The following is a 1,060-nucleotide window of genomic DNA, read 5'->3' as shown; positions in this document are numbered from 1 at the left end:
GTCGGCGATTGCGGCAGCGCCACCAGCAGCGCCGCCTCGCCCGGGGTCAGCAGCTTCGGCTCCTTGCCGAAATAGGCCAGGGACGCGGCGCGCACGCCTTCGAGATTGCCGCCGAACGGCGCCAGGGTCAGGTAGATGCCGAGGATCTCGTCCTTCGAATAGTGCATCTCCAGCTGCAGCGCCCGCGCCATCTCGATCAGCTTCGAGCCGGGGGTGCGCGGCCGCGGCTCCAGCAGGCGCACCGCCTGCATGGTCAGGGTCGAGGCGCCGGAGACGACGCCGCCATGCCGCACCATCTGGCCGAAGGCGCGGGCGGTGGACAGCGGGTCGACGCCGAGATGCTGGCGGAAGCGCTTGTCCTCATAGGCCTGCAGCAGGGCGAGGTAGAGCGGCGACACGTCGTCGACCGTCGCCTTCAGCCGCCAGGTCCCGTCGCGGGCGGTGAAGGCGCGCAGCAGCTGCCCGTCGCGGTCGAGGACGATGGTCGAGCGGTCGAGATAGCGGTCGAGCGCCGGCGGATAGCGGGCGTCGAGCCAGAAGGCCGCGCCGACGACCAGCACGGCGAGGACGGTGAACGCCCCCGCCCCGATCGCGATCCTTCGCCAGATGCCCCAAGCCGCTGTCATGCCGCCAGTCTAGCGCAGCCAATGGCGGATTCATGGCTGCGGCGCGCCCTCACCTCTCCGGGATCACCAGCGGGCCGCAATTGTCGTCGGCGACGAAGACGGCCAGGATCCGTGCCGGCGCGGTGGCGCTGGCGTTCTCGGCGAACAGATGCAGCGCCTGCGGCGGCTCGAACCAGCTGGCGCCGGGGCCGTAGACCTGCGGCGGGCCGCCCGCCATCTGCGAGCGCACCGCGCCCTTGATCACATAGGCGGTGACCGATCCGGGATGGCGGTGCGCCGGGGTGTAGGCGCCCGGCGGAAAGTCGACCGTGACGGTGGTGATCGACTTGCCCGGCACGTTCGGCAGCGCCTCGCAGGACACCGGCTTGACCACCGAGGCCGGCCGGTCGCCCGGCACGGCGCCGGCCGCGGCTTCGGCATGGACATGGCCCGGC

The 1,060-nt window shown here is 72.1% G+C and carries 2 protein-coding genes; both read right to left on the bottom strand.

The annotated features are described in order from the left end of the window. A partial coding sequence (locus P409_RS35015) for a transglycosylase domain-containing protein (protein ID WP_193366542.1) occupies window positions 1-626 on the bottom strand: 626 nt, incomplete at its 3' end. A gap of 49 nt (window positions 627-675) precedes the next feature. Continuing rightward, the coding region (locus tag P409_RS35010) for a cupin domain-containing protein (protein ID WP_034849621.1) at window positions 676-1,060 on the bottom strand (385 nt) is incomplete at its 5' end.

The organism is Inquilinus limosus MP06, assembly GCF_000767795.1.
Classification (GTDB): Bacteria; Pseudomonadota; Alphaproteobacteria; order DSM-16000; family Inquilinaceae; genus Inquilinus; species Inquilinus limosus_E.
The sequence above is the reverse complement of the archived record's forward strand: the minus strand, read 5'-3'. Positions and strand labels throughout refer to the sequence as shown.